At 31.4% G+C, this 19,639-nt stretch carries 21 protein-coding genes and 2 tRNA genes; 2 read left to right on the top strand and 21 right to left on the bottom strand.

Features of this window, described 5'->3' with window-relative positions; genetic code table 11:
• Window positions 1-126 precede the first annotated feature (126 nt).
• From SBL16_RS11425 to SBL16_RS11340, 18 genes are all read right to left on the bottom strand, one after another.
• Window positions 127-200, bottom strand: a tRNA-Gly gene (locus SBL16_RS11425).
• A gap of 21 nt (window positions 201-221) precedes the next feature.
• Window positions 222-307: transfer RNA gene (locus SBL16_RS11420), tRNA-Leu, on the bottom strand.
• Between the two features lie 254 nt (window positions 308-561).
• The gene (locus SBL16_RS11415) at window positions 562-1,017 is read right to left on the bottom strand and encodes a SprT family protein (RefSeq protein WP_037538751.1); all 456 of its coding nucleotides are present in this window, start codon (window positions 1,015-1,017) and stop codon (window positions 562-564) included.
• Window positions 1,010-3,157, bottom strand: a complete 2,148-nt coding sequence (locus SBL16_RS11410; protein ID WP_107614318.1) for a Tex family protein — start codon at window positions 3,155-3,157, stop codon at window positions 1,010-1,012. The genes SBL16_RS11415 and SBL16_RS11410 overlap by 8 nt, the downstream gene beginning before the upstream one ends.
• Window positions 3,158-3,406: 249 nt before the next feature.
• Entirely contained in the window at window positions 3,407-4,177 is a 771-nt protein-coding gene (gene sigB, locus SBL16_RS11405; RefSeq protein ID WP_011275276.1) for an RNA polymerase sigma factor SigB, read from the bottom strand.
• Window positions 4,152-4,604 (bottom strand): anti-sigma B factor RsbW, encoded by a 453-nt coding sequence (gene rsbW / locus SBL16_RS11400; protein WP_233664223.1) that lies wholly within the window; start codon window positions 4,602-4,604, stop codon window positions 4,152-4,154. Before rsbW ends, sigB begins: the two co-directional genes overlap by 26 nt.
• Window positions 4,605-4,632: 28 nt before the next feature.
• On the bottom strand, window positions 4,633-4,959 hold the full coding sequence (locus SBL16_RS11395) for an anti-sigma factor antagonist (protein ID WP_011275274.1): 327 nt from the start codon (window positions 4,957-4,959) through the stop codon (window positions 4,633-4,635).
• A gap of 98 nt (window positions 4,960-5,057) precedes the next feature.
• A complete protein-coding gene (locus SBL16_RS11390) occupies window positions 5,058-6,059 on the bottom strand; it encodes a SpoIIE family protein phosphatase (RefSeq protein WP_107634534.1) in 1,002 nt (333 codons plus the stop codon).
• Window positions 6,060-6,366: 307 nt separating this feature from the next.
• The gene (locus tag SBL16_RS11385; RefSeq protein ID WP_011275272.1) at window positions 6,367-6,732 is read right to left on the bottom strand and encodes a type II toxin-antitoxin system PemK/MazF family toxin; all 366 of its coding nucleotides are present in this window, start codon (window positions 6,730-6,732) and stop codon (window positions 6,367-6,369) included.
• Window positions 6,729-6,899: a type II toxin-antitoxin system antitoxin MazE gene (gene mazE, locus SBL16_RS11380; RefSeq protein ID WP_037538759.1), complete on the bottom strand. Its 171-nt coding sequence runs from the start codon at window positions 6,897-6,899 to the stop codon at window positions 6,729-6,731. The genes SBL16_RS11385 and mazE overlap by 4 nt, the downstream gene beginning before the upstream one ends.
• 85 nt (window positions 6,900-6,984) lie before the next feature.
• On the bottom strand, window positions 6,985-8,133 hold the full coding sequence (gene alr, locus SBL16_RS11375) for an alanine racemase (protein ID WP_107612713.1): 1,149 nt from the start codon (window positions 8,131-8,133) through the stop codon (window positions 6,985-6,987).
• A 94-nt stretch (window positions 8,134-8,227) separates the two neighbouring features.
• Entirely contained in the window at window positions 8,228-8,587 is a 360-nt protein-coding gene (acpS, locus tag SBL16_RS11370) for a holo-ACP synthase (protein WP_011275269.1), read from the bottom strand.
• A 9-nt stretch (window positions 8,588-8,596) separates the two neighbouring features.
• Complete coding sequence (locus SBL16_RS11365; RefSeq protein WP_107612711.1) at window positions 8,597-9,124, bottom strand: PH domain-containing protein; 528 nt, start codon at window positions 9,122-9,124, stop codon at window positions 8,597-8,599.
• On the bottom strand, window positions 9,117-10,640 hold the full coding sequence (locus SBL16_RS11360) for a PH domain-containing protein (protein ID WP_107619769.1): 1,524 nt from the start codon (window positions 10,638-10,640) through the stop codon (window positions 9,117-9,119). Before SBL16_RS11360 ends, SBL16_RS11365 begins: the two co-directional genes overlap by 8 nt.
• The gene (locus SBL16_RS11355) at window positions 10,633-11,112 is read right to left on the bottom strand and encodes a PH domain-containing protein (protein WP_037538769.1); all 480 of its coding nucleotides are present in this window, start codon (window positions 11,110-11,112) and stop codon (window positions 10,633-10,635) included. The genes SBL16_RS11360 and SBL16_RS11355 overlap by 8 nt, the downstream gene beginning before the upstream one ends.
• A gap of 165 nt (window positions 11,113-11,277) precedes the next feature.
• Window positions 11,278-12,789 (bottom strand): degradosome RNA helicase CshA, encoded by a 1,512-nt coding sequence (gene cshA, locus SBL16_RS11350; RefSeq protein ID WP_037538771.1) that lies wholly within the window; start codon window positions 12,787-12,789, stop codon window positions 11,278-11,280.
• Between the two features lie 270 nt (window positions 12,790-13,059).
• On the bottom strand, window positions 13,060-14,415 hold the full coding sequence (locus SBL16_RS11345; protein ID WP_107613755.1) for a UDP-N-acetylmuramoyl-tripeptide--D-alanyl-D-alanine ligase: 1,356 nt from the start codon (window positions 14,413-14,415) through the stop codon (window positions 13,060-13,062).
• A gap of 15 nt (window positions 14,416-14,430) precedes the next feature.
• Window positions 14,431-15,501, bottom strand: coding sequence for a D-alanine--D-alanine ligase (locus tag SBL16_RS11340; protein WP_107611868.1), 1,071 nt, complete (start codon window positions 15,499-15,501; stop codon window positions 14,431-14,433).
• Between the two features lie 417 nt (window positions 15,502-15,918).
• Here SBL16_RS11340 and SBL16_RS11335 point away from each other — a divergent pair, with 417 nt between their 5' ends.
• Entirely contained in the window at window positions 15,919-17,109 is a 1,191-nt protein-coding gene (locus SBL16_RS11335) for an FtsW/RodA/SpoVE family cell cycle protein (protein ID WP_037538779.1), read from the top strand.
• 48 nt (window positions 17,110-17,157) lie between these two features.
• Here the strand turns inward: SBL16_RS11335 and SBL16_RS11330 are convergent, their stop codons facing one another.
• The 3 genes from SBL16_RS11330 to csoR all read right to left on the bottom strand — a co-directional run bounded on the left by SBL16_RS11330 (window position 17,158) and on the right by csoR (window position 17,944).
• Window positions 17,158-17,295 (bottom strand): Lmo0850 family protein, encoded by a 138-nt coding sequence (locus SBL16_RS11330; RefSeq protein ID WP_011275260.1) that lies wholly within the window; start codon window positions 17,293-17,295, stop codon window positions 17,158-17,160.
• A gap of 107 nt (window positions 17,296-17,402) precedes the next feature.
• On the bottom strand, window positions 17,403-17,609 hold the full coding sequence (csoZ, locus tag SBL16_RS11325) for a putative copper chaperone CsoZ (protein WP_011275259.1): 207 nt from the start codon (window positions 17,607-17,609) through the stop codon (window positions 17,403-17,405).
• Between the two features lie 11 nt (window positions 17,610-17,620).
• Complete coding sequence (csoR, locus tag SBL16_RS11320; RefSeq protein ID WP_052071619.1) at window positions 17,621-17,944, bottom strand: copper-sensing transcriptional repressor CsoR; 324 nt, start codon at window positions 17,942-17,944, stop codon at window positions 17,621-17,623.
• 157 nt (window positions 17,945-18,101) lie between these two features.
• On the opposite strand from csoR, the gene cls reads away from it, so the two are divergent.
• On the top strand, window positions 18,102-19,586 hold the full coding sequence (gene cls / locus SBL16_RS11315) for a cardiolipin synthase (protein WP_016931421.1): 1,485 nt from the start codon (window positions 18,102-18,104) through the stop codon (window positions 19,584-19,586).
• The last annotated feature ends 53 nt before the right edge of the window (window positions 19,587-19,639 follow it).

Below are 19,639 nucleotides of genomic sequence, written 5' to 3'. Positions count from 1 at the left end.
ACTCTCCATAAAAATTTATGATGTTTGATTAGCTCATAATACTAAATAGTGTTTGTAACATTTAAGTTACTGTTTTTGGAATTAACGTTGACATATTGTCATTCAGTTTTCAATGTTCATTAATAATGGAGCGGGTGATGGGAATCGAACCCACAACATCAGCTTGGAAGGCTGAGGTTTTGCCATTAAACTACACCCGCATATTAAATTAAAAGTTTATTTGGTGCGGCCGAGAGGACTTGAACCTCCACGGGATTTCTCCCACTAGGCCCTCAACCTAGCGCGTCTGCCATTCCGCCACGACCGCTGGCAAAACGCAATAATTACTATTAACTATCGAGAACATAAATTATTGTAAATGTTTTGTAATGAAATGTCAATAACTTTTTAACATATTTTTAAAGACTTTTTACAAACAATTAATGTTTAACTCTTTTATTAAAGCAACGATATATACTATACATGTTTTTATAATTAATGTCAACATTTAATAAACAAAAATATTCAGATCTACAATTATTGTAAAAGTAGATCTGAATTTCAATTTTAGTTACTTAGTACCTAAGTTAAATGTTCGATTAGTGACAACTTTCCATTGCATATTCCACACCTCATCTTCCGAACATCTACTTTCCTTATCCTTAAATATTTGTAACCACATGATTGACATTTATATAAATAATTAGCACGCGCTTCATATGATTGAATAGGTTTACAAAATCTCGGAGCACCGACTTGCTTACTCAACATTTTAAAGTCTGGATCTTTATGTTTATAACCTTTTCCACCTAAATGCAGATGATAGTGACATAACTCATGTTTAATTATATCGATTAATGCATTTTTACCATAATACTGATATTGTTTAGGATTAATTTCAATGTTATGCGAATCTAAAATATAACGTCCACCTGTAGTACGTAGCTTATTATTAAACAAAGCATTATGACGAAAAGGTTCATTAAAATATCGGTTCGAAATGCTTTCAACCATATTTTGAAGTTCATTATTATTCATGAGGATCAATCATTGTTAGAGAAACTTTTCCTTTATTTTTATCGATATCAAGAATCCAAACTTCTACTATATCTCCAACACTAACTACATCCATAGGATTTTTGACGAATTTTTTTGATAATTTAGATATGTGCACTAATCCGTCTTGTTTCACACCTATATCTACAAATGCTCCGAAATCAACAACATTTCTTACTGTGCCACTTAATTTCATACCTTCTTTTAAATCTTCAATAGATAGTACATCAGATTTAAGGATAGGCGTTTCAAACTCATCACGCGGATCTCGATTAGGTGCCATTAGAGATTTAATAATATCCTCTAAAGTTGGTACTCCAACATTTAATTGTTCAGCTATTTGATTTGTGTTTATGTTGGATAATTCAGTTTTTAACTTGTCAGTTCCTAAATCATTGATATCAAAATTTAAAACAGTCAATAATTCATATGTCACATCATAACTCTCAGGGTGAATTGACGTATTATCAAGTGGTTCAGAGCCATCTACAATACGCAAAAATCCTATACTTTGTTCAAATGTTTTAGCACCTAATCGTTTCACTTTACTTATTTCTTTATTGTGCTTGATTGCTCCATTTTCTTCACGGTAATCAATAATGTTTTGTGCTATTGCGCTAGATAGACCAGAAACATACTGTAATAGAGATTTTGATGCTGTATTTACATCTACACCAACTTGGTTTACGGCTGTTTCAACAACAAATGTTAATGCACTTTCAAGTTCTTTCTGATTTACGTCATGTTGATATTGACCCACACCAATAGATTTAGGATCTATTTTAACTAATTCACTTAATGGGTCTTGAACTCGTCTTCCTATTGAAACAGCACTTCGTTCTTCAACTTGAAAATTAGGAAACTCTGATCTAGCAATTTCAGAAGCAGAGTACACTGAGGCCCCCGCTTCATTGACAATAATAAATTTAATATCTAAATTATATTTTTTGATAACATCAGCAACAAATTGTTCAGTTTCACGACTTGCTGTACCATTACCAATAGCAATAAGCTCTATATTATTTTCTTTAATCATTCGGACAATTTCTTTTTCAGATGCTTCTACTTTAGATTTAGGTGGATGTGGATAAATTACACTTTTATCAATAAAAGTCCCATAAGGATTAATGACTGCTAGTTTACATCCTGTTCTAAATGCTGGGTCAACCCCTAATATTTGCTTGCCTTTCATAGGCGGTTGCAACAATAAGTGTTTTAAATTTTCACTAAAGACCTCAATAGCATGTTGTTCGGCTTTCTCAGTTAAATCAGCGCGTATTTCTCTTTCAATTGAAGGCATTATCAACCTTTTTAAACTGTCCTCAATTGCTAATTTAATATAATCTCCATGTGGATTATTACTTTTAACCTCATTTTTTTCAATAGCACTTGCTACTTGTTGAGTATCAAATTCTACCTTGACTGAAAGTACTTTTTCTTTTTCACCACGATTCATAGCTAGCACTCTATGATTAGCAACGTTCTTAATAGGTTCCACATAGTCATAGTACATTGCAAATGTTTCTTTTTCATCATCCGCTTTTTTCTTCTTAGCCGTTACAATATTTCCTTGCCTATAAATATCTTTCAATATACGACTACGATACTTAGGATTATCTGAAACGTGTTCAGCAATGATATCTAACGCTCCTTGAATTGCCTCGTCAACAGTAGCTACTTCATCACTAATATACGCCTCAGCTTTTTTACTCAATTCACCCTGTTGACCATCACTAATCCATTGGGCTAAACTTTCAAGTCCTTTTCGCTTAGCTTCAGTTGCTCTTGTTTTCTTTTTTTGTTTAAAAGGTCTATAAAGATCCTCGACACGTTGCAATTTGGTTTGTTTAAGAATAGCTTCTTTTAGTTCATTTGTTAATAATCCCTGTTGTTCAATATTATGTATAACTTCATCTTTTCTTTTCTGTAAATTTGCAACATATTGATATTCGTCAGAAATTTGTTTGATTTGAACTTCATCCAAACCACCCGTTGCTTCTTTACGATATCTTGCTATAAAAGGAACAGTATTATTTTCTTCTAGCAATTCTAATACGGATTTTACTTGTTTTTCAGAAAATTGATATTTAGACACTATTTCATTCATTAACATTTTATCCATTTATATAACCACACTTTTCAAAAATTCTTATTTCTCTAAGTATATAATATTTAATTTTAAGCATTTCTTTTTTAATTCAAAAGTAAAAAAGGAGTCGGATAGAATTCATAGTGAATTCATTGTCCCACCCCCACAAAGATGACTAGAACTGAAAAACTACTAGTTGAACTTCTTATCAATACGTGCAACAATTGCGACTGTCCACTATAGTTTTATATTATTAATGTTCTAGACTCTAAATGTAATATTTTATTGTTTAGCAGCTTGTTGCAATTTCTTAATTGCAGTTCTTTGTAAGCGTGATACATGCATTTGACTTAATCCAATACGTTCCCCAGTTTCTTTCTGGCTTAATCCTTCTATGAACGTGCATTGAATAATTTCTCTTTCTCTATCTGAGAGAATAGGCAAAATACGTTCAAGAATCATACGTTTTTCAGTTAAGTCATAATTGTCATCTTTTTGTCCCATGATATCTAGTAGAGTTACTGTTGAACCATCTTTATCTGCCTCAATTGAATGATCAACACTAAGCGCATTATAGCTTTGTCCCATTTCCATAGCTTCTAACACTTCTTCTTCTGAAACTTCTAAACGGTCAGCAATTTCTGCAATTGATGGAGATCTTTCCAACTCATTTGTTAGTTCATCGCTTACTTTTTTGATACGTGGGCCTATTTCTTTTATTCTTCTAGGAACATGAACACTCCAAGTTTTATCCCTTAAATATCTCTTAATCTCACCAATAACGGTCGGTACTAAGAATGCTTCAAATTTGCGATCAAAAGACAAATCAAATCTGTTAATAGCACCTATTAAACCAACCATACCAACTTGAACTAAATCTTCATGATGTGATTGTCCTTTAGAATACTTATAAGCTAAAGATTCAATTAATTTTCGATAATGATTAACTAATCTATCTTGAGCTTCTGTATTAGCGTTATCTTGATGTTCTTTAATCCATTGGTTAATTTGCTCAGGTGATACATCATTAACTGATTTCGACTCTTTCGTCATTATTTGGCACCTGCTCTTTTTTTATATACTTAATCATGCTGATTGTTACACCAGATTCTTTAAAGACTTTCACTTCATCCATCAAGGATTCAATTAAGAAAAGACCAAGTCCGCCTTCACGTACGAAATCGATATTTTCATTCTCATCGTATGGTCCTAGCTGTGATTTAGTCGTTTCATAATCAAAACTTTCACCTTGATCTGAGATAACTATTTTTATTTTATCATCAAATAACTCAAAACATAAATTAATCATACCATTTGTTTCATCATTTTTATAAGCATGCTTAACTGCGTTAGTAACGGCTTCACTTACTGCAATTTTAGAATCTTCTATATCGTCGTAAGATGCGCCTGCTCTTGAGAATACACCTGATAGAGTTAAACGAATTAAACTCACATACTCAGCAGAGGCAGGCAATTTCATCTCGATATAATCATTTTTAATAGGCAAGTTACTCTACCTCCGTTCCTTCATTGACATGCATTAAGTCCTTAAGGCCAGTAATATCAAATAATCTTCCGATTCTATCTGATACACCTAAAATATATAATTCTTTATCATTTTGATTCAAAGCTTTTAATGTTCCTACAAATAAACCTAATCCTGTAGAATCCATATAGCTAACGTTTGTCACATTTACGTGAATATCATGAGTACCTTCTTGACGCATTGGCATCAAAACTTCTTCTAATTCAGGTACTGTATAAACATCTAATTCCCCAGCCACAATGACTTCATAATATTCATCATGTGTTACCGTCTCAATGTTAAGGTTCATAGTTCTTACACTCCTAGTTTAGTCTTTTGTTACTAATAATATGTATACTTTAGTAAGTATACCCATAGTTAGATTTATATAATCTAAAAATTTAATATTTAATTTACACGTTTTATAATCATAATAGTCATATCGTCACGTTTGTTAGGGTTTTGTATTTTTAATATAGCTTCATATAATATTTGTACTATATCTTGTGGGTGCATATGCTTATACTTACGTATGAGGTTCAACAATGTGTTTTTAGCTATGAATTCGCCATCTGTGTATCTTGCTTCTGTAACACCATCAGTAAATATGATAACTAAATCATCTAAATGAATGGGAATTTCTTGTTGACTATAACGAGTGTGCTGACTTACACCTAAGACTCTTCCTCTAACTTCAATTTCTTCAAATGTTTCAGTTTCCGCTCTATATATATATCCAGGTTCATGACCTGCAGAACTACAATATAGTAGATGGTTCATTTCTTCATATAAACCGTAAAACATGGTCACAAACATGTTTTGATTTACGTTTTTCTCCACAACACGATTAAGACGTTTCAATCCATCACTTGGTAATTGGGAATGCCCATAGGAGTCCATTCCGAATTTAATCATACTCATAGCTAATGCAGCTGGAATTCCTTTACCTATAACATCAGCAATAGCGAAACTCATCGTTCCATCCCTATGATCAATTAAATTAAAATAGTCGCCACTCACTTTTTCAGCAGCAACAGAAATCACACCAATCTGTATACTATCAAATTGAGGGATATCTGTTTTTAACATTGTCTGTTGAAGCCTAGAAGCTAAATCAATTTCTTTATCGTGGAATTGCATTTTATCAACTAACTTTTGGTAGTCTCGATAACTATATCCAAACCCCTTTACAACCTCTTGTAACACATCTAATGTATCAAAAATTGGTTCTTTATCTAAATTTAAGGAGGTTACATATGATTTGTGTATATTCACAATATCTTCAGGTAGAATATCTTTTTTAATTACTTCATCTGTAAAATCATTACACTTTTTTAGAAATTGTTGTTTATTTTGCGTAACTAAACTTTCATCAATAAGTTGCTTATAATGCTGCTTAAATTCTTCCACAAATCTGCCTCCTTGCTTCAATATATCTATCACTTAGAACTTATTTATATGCATTTGATATTTATTAATAAAATTCATTATTGTTAAAACCATAATATTAAATAATATGCTTTATATTTAAAAAAGACTTTAGGTATTACCTAAAGTCAACAACTAAAGACTATCAATTAATCTAGTACTTACCTTCAAATAAGACTAATATGTATTAAGTACATAGAAATTAAATTACGAAAATTCGAATAACTGAATTTAAAATATTGTCTTTAATAGTTAAAATGAAATACTTTTGAATTATACATGAATTAAGTTATGTGTTTTGCGTTTTAACTTCATCATGCAATCCTAGACTAATGTCTAGCGCTTCATCCACTTCTTGCATTTTCTCATCAGATAGATATGTTAATTTTTCTTTTAGTCGTTTTTTATCTAATGTTCTAATTTGCTCGAGTAGAATAACTGAATCTTTATCAAGTCTGTATTTCTTTTTCTCGATTTCAACATGTGTGGGTATTTTCGCTTTATTAATCCTTCCCGTAATCGCAGCAACGATTACGGTAGGACTATATTTGTTACCAGTATCGTTTTGAATGATAACTACAGGTCTGACTCCCCCTTGTTCTGAGCCCTGTACTGGTGACAAATCAGCTAAATATACATCGCCTCTTCTAATCATTCACTTTTATAATTAGAAATAATGTACGTTTCGTTGCAATCACAAGCTTCGCATTCTAGAGGAAAAGCTTCTGTCGCTAGGGAGAGATTTAATTCGGCCATTTGTGCATAGCCTTCTTTTAAAGATTGTTCAAGACTGTGACTTCTATTTTGATTGAAAGTAAGCATAATATGAACCTCCAGTTGATACCAAATAAGACATTATAAACTTTAATTAATTTTATAATAACAAATTTTATTTCAAGTGACTATACTATTTTAATAATTCATTAGTTACATGCATCTCGTCATCAACTTGATAGATTCTAGGTAAACGTCTACCTAAATTACATAAAACTTCATAGCTAATCGTGTCTTGTTTTTGAGCTAAAGTTTCAGCTGATTGAGGTGAATCATAAGCATTATCTAGAAGTGTCACAGTGTCTCTCTCTTTTACATCATCTGGCACTTTAATTATCATTTGATCCATACATACTCGACCTATGACTTCACATTGATGGCCTTTGACATTAACAAATGCCCCTTGCATTGAGCGTAAGTAACCATCTGCATATCCAATTGGCAAAATTGCGATTTTTATATCTTCAGTTGCTGTATATGTACTGCCATAACTTACCGATTCGCCAACTTTTAAATATTTAGTTTGGACAACTTGTGTTAATAATTGCGCACTTGGTTGTAATTCAGTTTCAACTTTTTCTTTTACATACGCTGACGGATAATAACCATAAAGTGAAATACCAAGTCTAACTGCGTTACATAATTCAAAGTTTCTCAATAAAGAACCAGCTGAATTTTGAGAATGTATGAATTTAGGTTTCTCAGCTTGAGTTACTAAGGTTTCAAATTGTTCATATTGATTATCCATTGAGTCGCCAGGTTCATCAGCATTAGCAAAGTGCGTATATACACCTTCGAATACCAAATGAGGATGACTTTGAATTAAGTCAATGACTTCTTTATATTCTTCCAGTGATTTAATTCCAAGTCTGCCCATACCTGTGTCGAGTTTCACATGTAGCCATAAATTCTTTTCATTATCATCACGAATTAATTCTATTGCATGTTGTAGCCATTGTAATGATGGTACAGTCAAAGCAACTCCGTGTTGAATAGCTTTATTTATATCTTCAAGAGGAATGACGCCTAAGATAAGTATTTGAGCATTGATTCCATGCATACGTAGTTCAATAGCTTCATCAAGAGTTGCTACTGCAAAAAAGTCAGCACCGTTATTCATTAAATGTTGTGCGATTTTAACGCTACCTAGCCCATAACTATTAGCTTTTACTACCGGTATAACTGTTTTATCGCTATGCAACGTTCTAACAGTATTATAGTTATTTAAAATCGCTGATAAATCTACGTTTAAATAAGTTGATCTATAGAATTTATCTGACATACATAATCCTCCTCTTAATTAGTAAAAAATCTTGTTTATTATTAATTTAACTCGTTCAAAATACGAGGTAGAAATTATTTTTATTATAATACTGTTAATCTCTCTTTTCTAACAAAACCTGACTCATCGCATAATGTTCTGTATGAGTTATTGAAACATGTACGATAAAACCATTGTAATCTATACATGGTTTACCTTTTATATCGTTGTAACAATTAATGTCTTTGAATGCCACTGTTTTTCCTAAGCCTGTACCTAATGCTTTACTGAAAGCTTCTTTGGTTGCGAAACGACCAGATAAAAATTCAAGCTTTCTCTTTTCACTTTTAAATGAATGAAATTGTTGTTCCTCTTCTTGTGTTAAAATTCTCTTTACTAACTTGTCTTTTTGTTTCTCAAAAGCTTTTTTAATTCTATCAATTTCTATTAAATCAATACCTATTCCATGTATCATGCTAATCCCTCACTCACTGGGTATATTTGAATGATCTATTTTCGTATTCATTTCACTAGTATCATTTTGCTGAATTTTTTTCTTATTTTGTATCATTTGTTTAAGATTAATTGCGTCTGTCTTTGCAATCAAGTCTATTTGAGAAACACCACCTGCAGTCGACAAATGCAATGATGCTAACTCATATTTTCTCATTAAAAAACCTTCTTCAATATCGATATTCTGAATTCTATAAAATGGAATAATTTTAGTATTGATAAAAATAATGCCTCTTCTTATATAAATTTCATCATTTGAATAACTATATCGAAAGTTTTTATATTTTAAAAATGGTGTTATAACTATAAAAACAACACAACATAAAATGATTAGTGCTATCAAAAGACTTACAAGTAATGCGCGACTCATTTCCTCAATGTATAAATCACATAAAATGCTTGCTATTATCACTATAATTGTAAAAATAATGCTAGTAATCATTGAAGCAATCCTCATCACTTTAAGGCCGTTTTTATTCATGTAATTATAATTAGACATCGTACTCACCTCTTAAATACGCATCAACGTAGCGTTGCGATGTATCTTCTTTTATAAACTTTAATTCCATAAACTCAAATATTGATCCCTTTGCAATAAGGAAATATAAATTTGCTAAATGACTTCTTTCGAGAAAAGGATGTTGGCTTGTTTCCATACCTATAATTTTATCCGTTTTGAAGTAATATGTTTGAAAACCAAAAGTGCTCACACGTTTCAAAGTAATTTCACCATTCTCTATCACTAAGCCAGCATTTTTAACGTAGATATATGCATGAGACATCATCACAATAATTATCATCAAAGCGATAAAAAAGCTCCATGCACTCCAAAAATAAGTTCCAATACTAGCTAAAATTAAAACGATAATACTTGGTATAAAAAAGTGACGATGAAATCCATTCCACGGCATAATGTTTTCGACCTTATTAAACTTCATTTCTGGTACAAGCTTTCCAATAATTTCATACGCTTCTTTTTGTCTTATAAATGGTAATATCATAATTTTACCATTGTCACTTGCATCATCTTTAGACTCTATATCCATATCACTCGTGATTATAAAGTGTATAGAGGTATATCCAAATATTTTTCTTAAGAAAGATTGTTTCTCTAACACTGCTTGTAGTCGATCAGTTGGAACTGTTAGATTTTTCACATTAAAAAGACCATAACTAATTTTAAGATGATTCCCCTGTTGTACAACTTTGTAGTTATAATAACGAATAATCGTAATTATAGTTCCTAAAACATAACTAATGATTAAAATTGATACAACAACAAACAACACAATAATAAGTACAGAATTTACCCAATGCCATAGATTAGACGTCCATTTATCCCAAGGGATAATATCTTGAAATGCACCTACTATTGGCGAAACGGCAGCAAAGGCCACACCTATTGCCCCACTCGTCATAGCCATTAGAATTAGTGAAGTTAAGGACATATTGAACACATGTTCTGAATTACTTTCTGTTACACTTGGCGACGCATTGTATTGCTCAGTTTTTAGTTCATTTTCATCCGCTTCATCATTGATTGAATATTCTTGAGTATCATTATTTAATTCTTTTTGTCTCATACGTATGGTTTGTTCAATGAACTCACTCTGTTTCTTCGTTATTGTTGCCAATTCAATACCATCACTTGGCGTTTTAATTTGTAAACTAACACCACCCACGATTTGGTTAATCAAACCTTGTGTTGTATCTAATGACTGAATTCTACTTAGATTTAGTTCTTTTCTTTTTTTATTTAACCAACCAGATGTAACAATAAATTGATCGTTTTCAATCCAATATCTTGTAACTTTAATTTCTAGAAATTGATGTATAAACGTCAAAATAAAGATAAATAAAAAGATTGATGGGCCAATATAATGACGAATTTCTGTAAAATCAAAATTCCATATATTAAAACCAACTAATATGATAAATGTAAAAATATTTTGTTTAATTACGTCTATTATCCCTGTTATGTATGAAATTGGATGCAATTTTTGAGGATTAAACATCTGAATCAGCACCTCGCAATGCTATAAAAATATCTTCTGATAATTGATTCATTTCTTCTTCTGAGACAATTGGTAATTTTAGTTCATGTCCCGCTGTTACAAAAATTAAAATATTTAAATTTAGTAGCTTTAAAATAGGATTACTTTTAATTTCTAAAAATTGTAGCCGTTCAATTTTAGTTATTTGGTGTTTTTTAAAAATAAAAGTCTTTTTAACTTCAACATTTCTATCATTAACCCTATAAAAACGATATTTATAATTAATAATGGGCTGTAATAGTAAACGAATAACCGAAATGAAGACTAAGAAGATAAGTATGTAGACAATAAAGTGGTACCAATTAAAATATCGCCACATTGAGAATAGTGCAGCAATGATAATCAGTTCTATTAAAAATAAGATACCACTATTAAGCCAGTGGTATTTCAGTGCATTTTTAGGACTCTTATGAAATGAACTTTCTACCTTCATAATATACTCCTTTGCAATTTTATTTTATTATATCATATTTAGTGTAAGGCTTACTGACCTTGCTGAATATGCGAAATTGTTAAATTACTTCTACGATTTAATCAAATTTAAAACCACCTCAAAAGCATGAGATGGTTTGATTATAAAATTCAATATTGAATTATTTTATTTTTGTAAATCTGCGAATGTTCGACCTTTCATCGTAGATCTACCTTTGTCTTGTCTTTCACGACGGTCAGGTTTTTTACCTTTTTTCTTATTAAAGTTACCTTTTGAACGTTTGTTTTTATTATCGAACTTGTTATTACGTTTTCCACCACGACGTGATCCATTACCTTTACCTTGGCGATTTTTACGTGCTAATGGTTTTTCAAATGTTAATTGTACTTCCACTTCATCATTTGCTTCTACTAATTCTTGTAGTAATGATGCAACTAATTCAGTACTGTCATATTCTTCTAATAACTCGCTTGAGATACGTTTCAAACGTGCTTCACTTTCTCGTGACATCCAATTTTTCACTTTATCTTTAATATCATCTTCACGCGCTTTTAATACTTCTTTGCGGTGAGGTGGTCTTAAAGCGTTCATACGTCTTCCATTTGCATCTTCAATTTGACGGATGTAATCCATTTCAATTGGATTTACAAATGTAACAGCGATGCCTTCTTTACCAGCTCTTCCTGTACGTCCGATTCTATGTGTATAGCTTTCAGTATCTTGAGGAATGTCAAAGTTATATACATGACTTACACCTGAAATATCTAGTCCACGTGCCGCAACGTCTGTAGCAACTAATATATCGATTTGATCATTTTTAAATTTCTTCAATACTTCTAAACGTTTAGCTTGTGTGATATCACCATGTAAGCCTTCTGCTTTGTATCCTTTAGATAATAAAGCACTTGTTAATTCATCCACACGACGTTTTGTTCTACCGAAGACAATGGCTAATTCAGGTTGGTGTACATCTAAGAAATTAGTAAATGTATCGAACTTTTCAAGCTCTTTCACAATTGTATAATATTCATCAATTTGAGGGTCTGACATTTCGTTGTTCATTGTCTTAACGATTTGAGGAGATTTCATGAATTGTTGTACTAAAGTTTGAATTGCTTTAGGCATTGTTGCTGAGAATAACATTGTTTGTCTTTGCTCAGCTGGAATTTTGTCCATAATGAATCTCATATCATCGATGAATCCCATGTTCATCATTTCATCCGCTTCATCCAAAATCAATGTATGAATACCATTTGTTTTTAATGTACGTCTATTTAAGTGGTCAATGACACGTCCTGGTGTACCTACAACGATTTGTGGTCCTCTTTTTAAAGCTTTAATTTGTCGATCGATTGGCATACCACCAAATACCGTTACAACTTGTACGTTTTGACCACGGCTAAATTCTCTTAATTGTTCAGCTACTTGCATAGCCAATTCTCTTGTAGGTGCTAATATTAAAGCTTGCACACCTGATTGACCTACAACTTTTTCTATTAAAGGAATCCCGAACGCTCCCGTTTTACCTGTACCAGTTTGAGCTTGTCCAAGGATGTCTTTTCCTTCTAATGTATAAGGGATACTATCTTTTTGGATAGGTGTGGGTTCCTTAAAGCCCATTGCTTCAAGGGTCTCAACTGTTTTATCCGAAATCCCTAGTTCTTTAAAATTTTGCAATATAATTCTCCTTTTAACTTTCTTATTTATCAATATACGTTTGTGTATATAAGGTTCTCTTATTACGTCAACTTCTATATAGTACCACCTAAAATTACATATCGCAATAAAGCAATTTTATAGATGAACTCGTTTTCAAATCTATTTTCATATAATAGCGTTTACATTTTTCACTTGTTATTTAAATTTTTAAAGTAAAAAAACAAGCCACTAAAGGATTTAGATTCCTAATTAGTGACTTGCTTAGCATGATAGTAATTTTGAAAATAATTAAATCAATTTATTTACAACTTCTTCAAGTTTATTTCCTCTTGAACCTTTTACAAGAACTTTGTCGTTAGCAACTAAGTTGTTTATTAAATATTGAGTTAATTGTTGTTTATCAATAAAATATTCAACGTGGTCAACAAATTGACCTCCAATATCACTAATATACTTTGCATCTTTGCCATATGTTAATAAAGTATGGATGTTTTTACCTTCTAAATATGCGCCTACCTCTTCGTGCATTGAACGACTATTTTCACCTAATTCAAGTGAGTCAGCAAGTACAATAATTTTTCTACCTTCCATTTGACTCAAAGTATCAATTGCGGCTTTCATACTTGTAGGACTGGCATTATAAGCATCATTTATGATAGTAATATCATCATCAGTAATATGGCGTTCCATTCGCATACCAGTGAGTTGAACATGATTAATGTTATGTTGAATAGTCTCATATTTAAGTCCTAGTTCATGACCAATAGCAATTGCGATAGCTGCATTTTTCATATTATGGATTCCGAGAATAGGTAATTTATAATGTTCATTACCGTTAATAGAGAAAGCAATGCCATCATTTTCACTATGTTCTACTTCGCATACTAAAGCATTATCTTGTTTCAAACCTACACTTAAACATTTAGCGTGTTTGATTTTTTTAACATGTGGTTCAAGCAATGGTTCATCACCATCATAGATGAATGTTCCTTCTTTTTTAAGTCCAATTGTTATTTCAGATTTAGCTTTAGCAATACCTTCACGAGAACCTAAATCTTGCATATGTGACTCACCAATATTTGTAATAACAGCAATATCTGGTTCAGCTATATTAGAAAGTAATTCTATTTCATGGAATCCAGACATACCCATTTCTAATATTGAAATCTCTGTATCTAAATCAAGCTCTAAAATAGTTAACGGTAAGCCTATTTCATTATTGTAATTACCTTGCGTTTTTTTTACTTTAAATTCAGTGTGTAATACACTCTCAATCATATCTTTTGTAGTTGTTTTACCGTTTGAACCAGTAACACCTATTACTTTAGGGTTCACATGTTTAAGATATGCTTTAGCTAATTGTTGTAACGCAATTAATGTATCGTCTACCCATATAATAGGTCCCTCCACGTTATCATCAATGTCATGGCCCTTTTCATAGAAAGAAGCCCCAGCGCCATCTTTTAACGCCTGTGAAACAAAGCGATGACCATCTACGTTCTCACCTTTAAATGGTATAAATAACATATTAGTTTTGATTGCACGTGAATCGATCGTCACACCTTTGATGGTTTGTTGTAAATATTGTGAATCAATATCACAAGGTATCCATTCCTGAATTTGCTGTAAAGAAACTTCTATCATTTATGAATCCCTCTCTTAGTCAATTGTGTATTTGTTTTTCTTTTTATCCTCGTGACGTTCTTTAGCTAGGTCAATTAATTTTGTGATTAGGTCAGAATAAGATAAGCCCATATTCTCCCATAAACTTGGATACATACTAAATGCTGTAAATCCAGGCATTGCATTTGTTTCATTAATAAAAATTTGATTGTCTTCAGTAACAAAGAAATCCGCACGTACTAATCCCGAACAATCTGTAGCTTTAAATGCTTCCAATGCCATGTTTCTTAATGTCATTTGTACTTCTTCATCTAATTCTGCAGGAATTTGTAAACTGATTTTACCGTCTTTATATTTTGATTTGTAATCATAGAATGCAACATCTTTGATAACTTCTCCTGGCCATGTTGTTTCAGGATAGTCATTGCCTAATACAGCTACTTCAACTTCGCGAGCATTAATACCTTGCTCAATAACGAGTTTACGGTCAAATTGGAAAGCTTCCTTAATACCTGATTTTAGTTCATCCTCATTATTACATTTACTAATACCTACACTTGAGCCAAGATTTGCAGGTTTTACGAATACTGGATATGTAAGTTTATCTTTAACGAGTTTAATAATATTACCCTCATATTTTTCATATTCACTTCTTAAGAAACTAATGTAAGGTAATTGAGGCAAACCTCTATGTTCAAATAATTGTTTCATGACAAGTTTATCCATTGAACTTGATGCAGCTAGTACACCGTTTCCAACATATGGTAAATCAAGAACTTCAAATAACCCTTGAATTGTGCCATCTTCACCATTAGGGCCATGAAGTAATGGGAATATTGCATCATAAGGTTTACCATCGCTACTTTCTTTAAGCAAAATAGTGATTTCGCCCGCTTCTATATCTGTCATATTTAGGGATTCAATTTCTTTAATTTCCTCAGTGATATTTTCTTTTTTCTTCCATAAGCCATCATTCGTAATATAAATGATATCCACTAAATATCTTTCTTTATCAATTGCATTAAGAACATTTTGCGCAGTCAATTTAGAAACATCATGTTCAGCACTTTTACCACCATATACGATACAAATGTTTTCTTTTACCATAAGTAGTTCCTCCATTAAGAAAGATCATAACTCAATCATTTATGAGAAGTATTAAACTATTACATTATTTAAACTTCCTACAAATGTCTATATCTCTTTCAATTCATTTTTACTTTTTCTTTTTAGTTAACTATCAATATTTTATAAATTTTATTTAGTTTAAACTATGCTTTCTAAAAAACAATATTATCACAGTCTAAAGTGATTTTGCATTTATCAACTTAAATCTAATTATGTTTAAATAATTTTTTTGGTTTATATTAGACTAATTTACCAATTATAATTCAAACACAATTTTAGATAGAATTTTTAGTTTTCTATATTCAGCCTGTTATTTTCTAGCAAATTAATATAAAGTCATGTAAAATTTATATATAATATTAATCGTTCGATTATAAGAATTTAAGGAGTTTTCTCATGAAATATTCATCCCGTCAACAGCCTTCAAAACATTGGCTACGTAAGATAGACTGGATACTTGTAGCATTATTAACCATACTTGCCATTATAAGTGTTACTACGATTAGTTCAGCTATGGGTGGAGGACAATATAGTGCAAACTTTAGTATTCGCCAAATCATATATTACATATTAGGTGCTATTATCGCATTAGTTATTATGCTTATTTCACCTAAAAAGATTAGAAATAATACATATATTCTTTATTTTATCTTTTGTGTACTACTTATCGGTTTACTCATATTACCTGAAACATCTATCACACCAATCATTAATGGTGCTAAAAGTTGGTATTCATTTGGACCAGTAAGTATTCAACCCTCAGAATTTATGAAGGTCATCTTAATTCTAGCATTAGCAAAGAGCGTTTCTAACCATAATCGTTTTACTTTTAATAAATCTTTTCAAACTGATTTAGTCTTGTTCTTTAAAATCATAGGAATTTCAATAGTTCCAATGGCTTTAATTTTATTACAAAATGACTTAGGTACAACGCTTGTGATTTGTGCTATTATTATCGGCATAATGTTAGTTAGCGGTATTACATGGAGAATTTTAGCACCATTATTTATAGCCGCTTTTGTTTTTGGAGGAACTATTATATTAGCTATCATTTATAAACCAACGTTAATTGAGAGCCTTCTAGGTGTGAAAATGTATCAAATGGGACGAATTAATTCTTGGTTGGATCCATATTCATATAGTGCTGGAGACGGTTATCACTTAACAGAATCTTTAAAAGCGATTGGGTCTGGTCAATTATTCGGTAAAGGATTTAATCATGGTGAGGTTTACATTCCTGAAAATCATACAGATTTTATATTCTCAGTAGTTGGAGAAGAAATGGGATTTATAGGCGCTGTAGTTTTACTACTCATCTTTTTAGCATTGATTTTTCATTTAATTCGACTTGCTACAAAAGTTGAATCTCCATTCAGCAAAATATTTATCATAGGCTATGTATCACTACTTGTTTTCCATATATTACAAAATATAGGTATGACAATCCAATTACTACCTATTACTGGTATACCACTACCTTTTATTAGTTACGGCGGTAGTTCACTATGGAGTTTAATGGTTGGTATAGGTGTCGTCTTATCTATACATTTCCATCAAAGACAAACAATGCCTAATAAAGAAGCGTAATCACTTTTATAAGTGATTACGCTTCTCCCTTTATCAATTGCTAGCAGACTATTTAAGTTCTTGGCGCACAGGTGTTGTAGCTGGCAATGTATTAATAATGTCTAAACGAGATTTAGTTTTTTTAATATTCACACCTAATGACGATAATAATTTAACAACATTTTGCAATTTATCCGAATTACTCATGGCTTTCACCTCGTTTTATGACTTCAAAGTTATACTACCCCAATTATCGATGTTTTACTACATTAATTCAGCATAAAATTGATATTTAATAAAATTATTTTAATTTATCAACCTAATACCTTATAACCATCATCATAAATTTCTTTTTCAATACTATTTAAATTCGTAGGTGTTTCATAAGAAATTTTAACTAATTGGTCATTTAGTTCTACAATTACTTCATCTACACCTATCATCTTCTCAAGTCTATGTTGGAGTGAATTAGCTTGCTCTTCAGTATTTAATTCACTAATTCTAATTTCACTAAAGTTCATTTAATTAACCCCTAATCTTTCATTAATTTTTGAAACGTCACTAACAATTCTTCCATCGCTTCTTCTTGAGCGCCGTTATTCACTTTATCCATGATACAGCTTTTCATATGATGATCTAGCAACTTAGTGGCCACACTATTTAAAGCTGATCTTGTAGCTCTAATTTGAGTTAGCACGTCATCACAGTATACATCTTCTTCAATCATGCGATTAATCGCTCTAACTTGCCCTTCAATACGATTGAGTCTTGATTTTAAATTCATTTTAATTTGCTCGGAATGATGTGCATTTTCATGATTATTCAAGGTCGTCACCCTTTCTAATAGTACTATCATATCGTATAATTTACCTTCATATTCGTCAAACACTGTAACTTATTTTCATGAAAAAGGGTCATGCTATTTAGTTAATGCCATGATACAATTAAGTTTAAGAAAGTACTAGACTTATCTTATTCTTGCAAGAATTAAAAAAATAAACAGGAGGCGTACTATGGTAGAAATATACTCAATGTCTTTCACGCATTCCTCATTGATTATTAATATCATTTTAATTGCTGCCTTTATATTAAACTTAATTTTTGCGTTTGTTATTATCTTTATGGAGCGCCGTAGTGCTGGTTCAATATGGGCTTGGCTACTTGTTTTAGTATTTTTACCAATTATAGGGTTTATTTTATATTTACTATTAGGACGCCAAATTCAACGCAATCGTATTTTTAAATTGAAAAAGGAAGACCGTAAAGGCCTTGCTATGATTGTCGATGAACAAATTGAAGCATTAGAAAGCGACGATTTCTCAAAAGGTAATCATCAAATTGTTAAGTTTAAAGAAATGGTACGCATGTTACTTTTTAACAATGCTGCATTCCTTACTACTGATAATCAAATCAAGATTTATACTGATGGCCATGCAAAATTTGATGCATTATTAAGTGATATTAAAAATGCAAAAGATTATATACATATTCAATACTATATTTTCAAAAGTGATGAATTAGGTCATCGAATTCTCTCAGCACTTGAGGATAAACTTGATGAGGGCTTAGAAGTTAAAATGTTATACGATGATATGGGATCAAGAACTCTAAGAAAAAAAGATTTAAAACACTTTCGTCAAAAAGGTGGACATGTTGAATCTTTCTTTCCTTCTAAACTCCCACTTATAAACCTACGTATGAATAACCGAAACCATAGAAAAATAGTTATTATTGACGGTAAAATTGGTTATGTTGGTGGTTTTAATGTAGGCGACGAATATTTAGGTAAAGATAAAAAATTTGGATATTGGCGAGACACTCATTTGCGATTAGAAGGAGATTCTGTAAACGCACTTGAACTGAGATTTATATTAGATTGGAACTCACAATCAAACCGTGATTCAATCGAATATGAAGATCGCTATTTTCCTGATGTAGACTCTGGTGGAACAATAGGTGTACAAATTGCCTCAAGTGGTCCTGATGAAGATTGGGAGCAAATCAAATATGGTTATTTGAAAATGATTTCTTCAGCTAAACAATCTATTTATATTCAATCACCCTATTTTATTCCTGATCAAGCCTTCATTGATGCAATTAAAATAGCAGCTTTAGGTGGTGTAGAGGTCAATATCATGATTCCTAATAAACCTGATCATCCTTTTGTTTATTGGGCTACCCTAAAAAACGCAGCTTCTCTATTATCAGCTGGCGTGAAAATCTATCATTATGATAATGGTTTCTTACACTCCAAAACATTAATTATTGATGATGAAATTGCTTCAGTAGGTACTGCCAACATGGATAATCGTAGTTTTACATTGAACTTTGAAGTAAACGCATTTATCTATGATGAAGCAATTGCAGCTCAACTAAAAGAAGCATTTATTCAAGATATGAAAGTATCTTACCGACTCACTGAAGACTTATATAATAAACGAAGCCTGTGGATTAAATTTAAAGAAGGTATATCTCAATTACTTTCTCCTATTCTATAGATAATTTAGATATAGTAGCTAAAAAAATCACATTGAAAATATTATATACTTAA

It is taken from the genome of Staphylococcus sp. NWU MK-U1, assembly GCF_033283505.1.
GTDB lineage: Bacteria > Bacillota > Bacilli > Staphylococcales > Staphylococcaceae > Staphylococcus > Staphylococcus haemolyticus.
Note: the sequence above shows the minus strand (reverse complement) of the source record. Positions and strands in the feature narration are given on the sequence as shown.